The sequence below is a fragment of the Agathobaculum sp. genome (genome assembly GCF_050946325.1).
In the GTDB taxonomy this organism is placed as follows: Bacteria; Bacillota; Clostridia; order Oscillospirales; family Butyricicoccaceae; genus Agathobaculum.
Genome location: NZ_JBMNUP010000151.1, coordinates 1 through 4,593 on the forward strand (window position 1 = coordinate 1; position 4,593 = coordinate 4,593).

The following is a 4,593-nucleotide window of genomic DNA, read 5'->3' on the forward strand; positions in this document are numbered from 1 at the left end:
GTACGCTTCCAAGCAAAATCACCAGCAAGAATCCCCCTATAATCACCCGAAACGGCGATTGATTGTTCTTATGCAAAAGCTGCTGCATTCATTTTCCCTCTTCATCCATTTGAACACATCTTTAACGTTTCTTTATATACCTATTATCCACATCTGGTCTAAAATATGTATTAATGTATGGAGATGCACATTAAGACAGCATTAAGGCGCAGCGCATTGGCCGCAACAGCCCAAACACCATCAAAGCAGGTGCTGCAATCCGCATGGCGGCGGCGCATAGCGCGACTGAGGCGAGCAGAAAAAGCCGCCCTGAAGCGCGGTATCAGAATGCCGTACAAAACAGCACCCGCCGGCTTTCATTGAATAAAGAAAACAGCGTATGGGCTTTCGGGAAATTTTTCAAAATCATTCGGCGCGGCGCATTTATTCTGCCGCCGGATTCTGCTGCTTCGCCAGTCTCTTTTTATGCTGTTCGCGATACTGCGAAAGCGACAGACCCTCATACTGCTGAAACAGTTTATACAGCGTGCGCACAGAGGAAAATCCGATTCTCTCCGCAATTTCTTCCATGGAATAATCCGTCGTACACAGATAATTCTTGGCATAGGCGATGCGGAGCAGGTTGGCGTTCTTCATGAACGTGGTGGAATATTCTGACTTATAGGCTCTGTTTACATGCCGCGGCGATACATTCAGCGCTTTTGCAGCACTTTCCACCGTGATATCCTCCGGATAGTGCTCATGGATATACATGGTAACCGCCATAGCCAGATTATCTTTCCCTGAAAAATCGCAGTCCTGCACAGGCGCGGAACAAACCTGCCGCATGGACAGCATCACCAGCTGATAGCACAACATAACCGCCTGCGTATTCCAGCCAAGACGGCGTTCTTCAATCTCCCTCCGCCACGCTTTGGCCAATTCCGCCGCATGCGGCGGCTCCCGCAGCCGCAGAAAACCGATTTTATCCAACTCCTGCAAAACCTGCTGAATATCGCCGTATTCATTTACTCCGTCCGGCCCGTTCATGGATACCCGCTCGCAGGGAACCACATCAAAAATAACAGCCATATACTGCCTGGGCGTATCCGGCTCATAATAGACATGGTGCTTGATATCGCGGGCCAGCAAACAGGCCTCCCCTGCCGGAATGCTCTGCACATTGCCCGCAATATTGATTTCTACCCGACCGTTCAGCACATAGTAAAGCTCATATTCAAAATGGTTATGCGGAAACTCCGCCACATCCTGCGTCAGCTGTTCTGCATAGCACAAAACAAACTTATAGCCGGAAAACGGCAGTTCCACAATATTTTTCATGTACTTACGGTCTTTCTGTTTCAAAGCAGCGAGCCACCTTTATGATACAACTGTCCAATGGCGTCGGCGGCCTTATATGCGCCGAGCACCTTTTCATACGTCACTTCAAACGGCTGATTTGCCATGAACCCCTGTGCCAGCGCCGCTCTCGTCATGATGTCATATTCCTCGTCCGTCAGGTCAGGCAGGTGCATATCATCAAACGTGATCGGCAGACCAACATCGCGGCAGAAACGGTATACTTCATCCAGCTGTTCATTGGACGCGCCCTGCATCACAAGCTGGCAGCACGTTGAAAATGCCACGCCCTCACCATGGTATACATACTCCTCGCGGTCAGGCAGCGCCAGTGTGCCGAAATAGAAGCAATGGTCAGACGACGAGCCGTTATTTTCAAAGCCCATTCCGCTCATCAGGATATTCACTTCTATTATAGCATTATATGCGTCGCTGAGCGCCTTTTTTTCTGCGGCCAATTTTGCCTGCCGGCCGTATTGGAACAGCATATCATAAGACAGCTTGGCGATTGCCAGCGCGCTGTGGGTGCCCACGCCGCCATGGTGGTTATTCAGGAAGTTCTGCTGACACACCAGTCCGCCCACATAAGTGGAAAGCGCGTCCCCCATACCGGAAACGAACTGACGCACCGGCGCCTTGAGCAAAATCTCCGTGTCTGCCAGAACCAGGTCCGGATTTTTGGGAGAATTGATGGCCTCGGTCATCATATGCGTCTGCTCATCATAAATACAGGAAGCAGCGCTCGTATAGGCGTCTGTTGCTGCGATGGTCGGGATAATCACCTCATGCAGCAGCCCGCTTTTGAACGCCGCTGCCTTGACCGAGTCCACCACCTTGCCGCCGCCGACGCCAATCAGTGTCTGTGCGCCGCAGTCCTTCACGGCAGCCATCAGTTTTTCAATGTTGGGCCAGCTACATTCCCCGACAAACTCATAGAAAAACAGCTCTTTGCCCTCCATTGCGGCTGTGATGGTATCCTTCAAATCGCGCATGCGGTTTTTGCTGGCGATTACCATAAATTTATCGCCCATCCAGTCCACATATTTTTTCAGCTCATGAATCGTGCCGTAGCCCTGCACATATTTGCCGCAGCAGCCCATGACTTGTGTCATCATCTGTTCTCACTCACTTTCTTTGTCTATACGCTTACAGCCCCAGCATTTGCTCCAGTTTTTCCGCAATGCCGTCGCGGTCCATGCCATAGTAATGGTAAATGTCGTCCGGCGATCCGAGCACTGCAAACTCATCCGGCATACCGATACGCTTGAAACTGCCCTTATATCCGGCCTCGCACAGCACCTCTGCCACTGCGCCGCCCAGGCCGCCGTTGACCGAATGATCTTCCACCGTAACGATGTTGCCCGTCTTTTCTGCCACGCGAACAATCGCCTCGGTATCCAGCGGCTTAATGGTATGCATATCCAGCACGCCGATGGACGAGCCGTGTTTTTCTTTCATCCGCTTGGCCGCCATCAGGCATTCATAAATGTTGGAGCCGCAGGAAATGATGTAGGCGTCTGTTCCCTCAAGCGTCTCAATCGCCTTGCCGATGGTCAGCTCATAATCCTCCGCATACACGTTGGGCGAGCCGGCACGGTCAATGCGGATAATCATCGGCCCTTCATAGTCCATGGAGGCGCGGATAAACTTGCAGCACTGCGCGGCATCCGCCGGAACGACAACGGTCAGGTTGGGAATTGCGCGGTAAAGCGCAAGATCTGCAATATCGTTATGGGTCGGTCCGCCGCCGGCCGTTACGCCGGAATGCGTACCGATCAGACGGACCTTCACATCATTGTAGGCGATATCCGTATGAATCTGATCGGCCGCGCGCAGCGGCAGAAACGGTCCGAACACCTGGGAAAACACCGTGCAGCCGGACAGCGCCAACCCCGCCGACGCGCCCACCTGGTCGGGCTCTGCAATGCCGAAATTGAAGCAGCGCTCCGGAAACTCCTTGAGCAATTTGCCCGCGGACGAGGACGGCGCAACGTTATCGCTGAAAGTAAAGACAAAGTCCTTGCCTTCCTTAGCCATCTTATACAGCTCTTCGCCATACGCCTCGCGTGCGTTGGAGAGCATCATATCAAAATCATAAGTCGTCTTTGCCATACAGGATCACGCCTTTCTCATTTTTGCAACATCCGCAAGCGCGGTCTTCAGATCTTCGTCGCCAATACCGCCGCCGTGCCATTTGTGGTTGCCTTCCATAAAGCTGACGCCCTTGCCCTTCACCGTGTTGGAGATGATAAAGGTCGGTTTCGCGCGCTTTTCGCAGTCCCGCTCCGGCAGCCGTTCCAGCGCTGCGCAAACCTGCGCCATATCGTTTCCGTCCTCCACATTGATCACGTTCCAGCCAAAAGCGCTGACCTTTGCGGCAACATCGCCCAAATTCATCACATGGTCGGTGGTGCCGGTCATCTGCAGGCCGTTTTTATCCAAAATGCAGACCAGGTTATTGAGCTGGTAATGGCCGCCCGACATCAGCGCCTCCCAGTTGGTGCCTTCGTCAAACTCACCGTCGCCAATCATAACGATTACGCGGTAATTTTCCTTGTGATAACGGGCACCCAGCGCGTAACCAACCGCAATGGGCAGACCGTGCCCCAGAGAACCGGCCGAAACTTCAATCTGCGGGCACTTTTTGCGGTTGGAGTGCATGCCGAACTTATACTGGTCCAAATTTTCAAAGTGCTCCACCATGTAGTCCTGCGTATAGGCGCCTTGGTCGGAAAAAATGGTATACAGCGTCTCCGAACAGTGGCCCTTGGACAGAATAAACCGGTCTCTTCCCTCTTTATGCGGGTCCAGAACATCAAAGTTCAAATACTTGTAATAGAGCGCCACCGCCATTTCCACGATAGACAGCTCGCCACCCAGATGACCCATACCGATTCGGTAAATGAAATTCAGCAGATTTTCACGGATATCCACACATTTATTTTCCAGTTCCGGAATGGTCGTCAGTTTGTTTTCGCTCATATTGGGGACCTTCTTTCTTATTCTCCGTCAAACTTGTTGCAGCGGATCAGAATTTTGGGATATTTGCTGGACAGATGCATGGCAAACGCAGCCTCCACATCGTCAATATCATATACCTGTTCATCCGAAGTAAATGCGGACAGATCCACATACTTGAGATATTCCGCTGTGCGCTCAAAGTTGAAATGCGCGCAGTACATGCCGGTGATGGTGACCTGACGCATATAGCAATACTCAAACAGGTTAAGCGGCATATCATACTCGTTCGGGAAC

4 protein-coding genes and 1 pseudogene are annotated in these 4,593 nt (G+C 51.9%); all 5 read right to left on the reverse strand.

Features of this window, described 5'->3' with window-relative positions; translation table 11 throughout:
- Positions 1-423: 423 nt before the first annotated feature.
- Entirely contained in the window at positions 424-1,344 is a 921-nt protein-coding gene (locus tag ACOYIE_RS09570; RefSeq protein ID WP_433412666.1) for an AraC family transcriptional regulator, read from the reverse strand.
- On the reverse strand, positions 1,341-2,450 hold the full coding sequence (locus ACOYIE_RS09575) for a glycerol dehydrogenase (protein ID WP_433412668.1): 1,110 nt from the start codon (positions 2,448-2,450) through the stop codon (positions 1,341-1,343). The genes ACOYIE_RS09570 and ACOYIE_RS09575 overlap by 4 nt, the downstream gene beginning before the upstream one ends.
- Before the next feature lie 34 nt (positions 2,451-2,484).
- Positions 2,485-3,450, reverse strand: coding sequence for a transketolase family protein (locus ACOYIE_RS09580; RefSeq protein WP_433412670.1), 966 nt, complete (start codon positions 3,448-3,450; stop codon positions 2,485-2,487).
- 6 nt (positions 3,451-3,456) lie between these two features.
- Positions 3,457-4,320 (reverse strand): transketolase, encoded by an 864-nt coding sequence (locus ACOYIE_RS09585; RefSeq protein WP_433412672.1) that lies wholly within the window; start codon positions 4,318-4,320, stop codon positions 3,457-3,459.
- A 17-nt stretch (positions 4,321-4,337) separates the two neighbouring features.
- Positions 4,338-4,593 (reverse strand): annotated as a pseudogene (locus ACOYIE_RS09590) (zinc-dependent alcohol dehydrogenase); the annotation flags it as partial.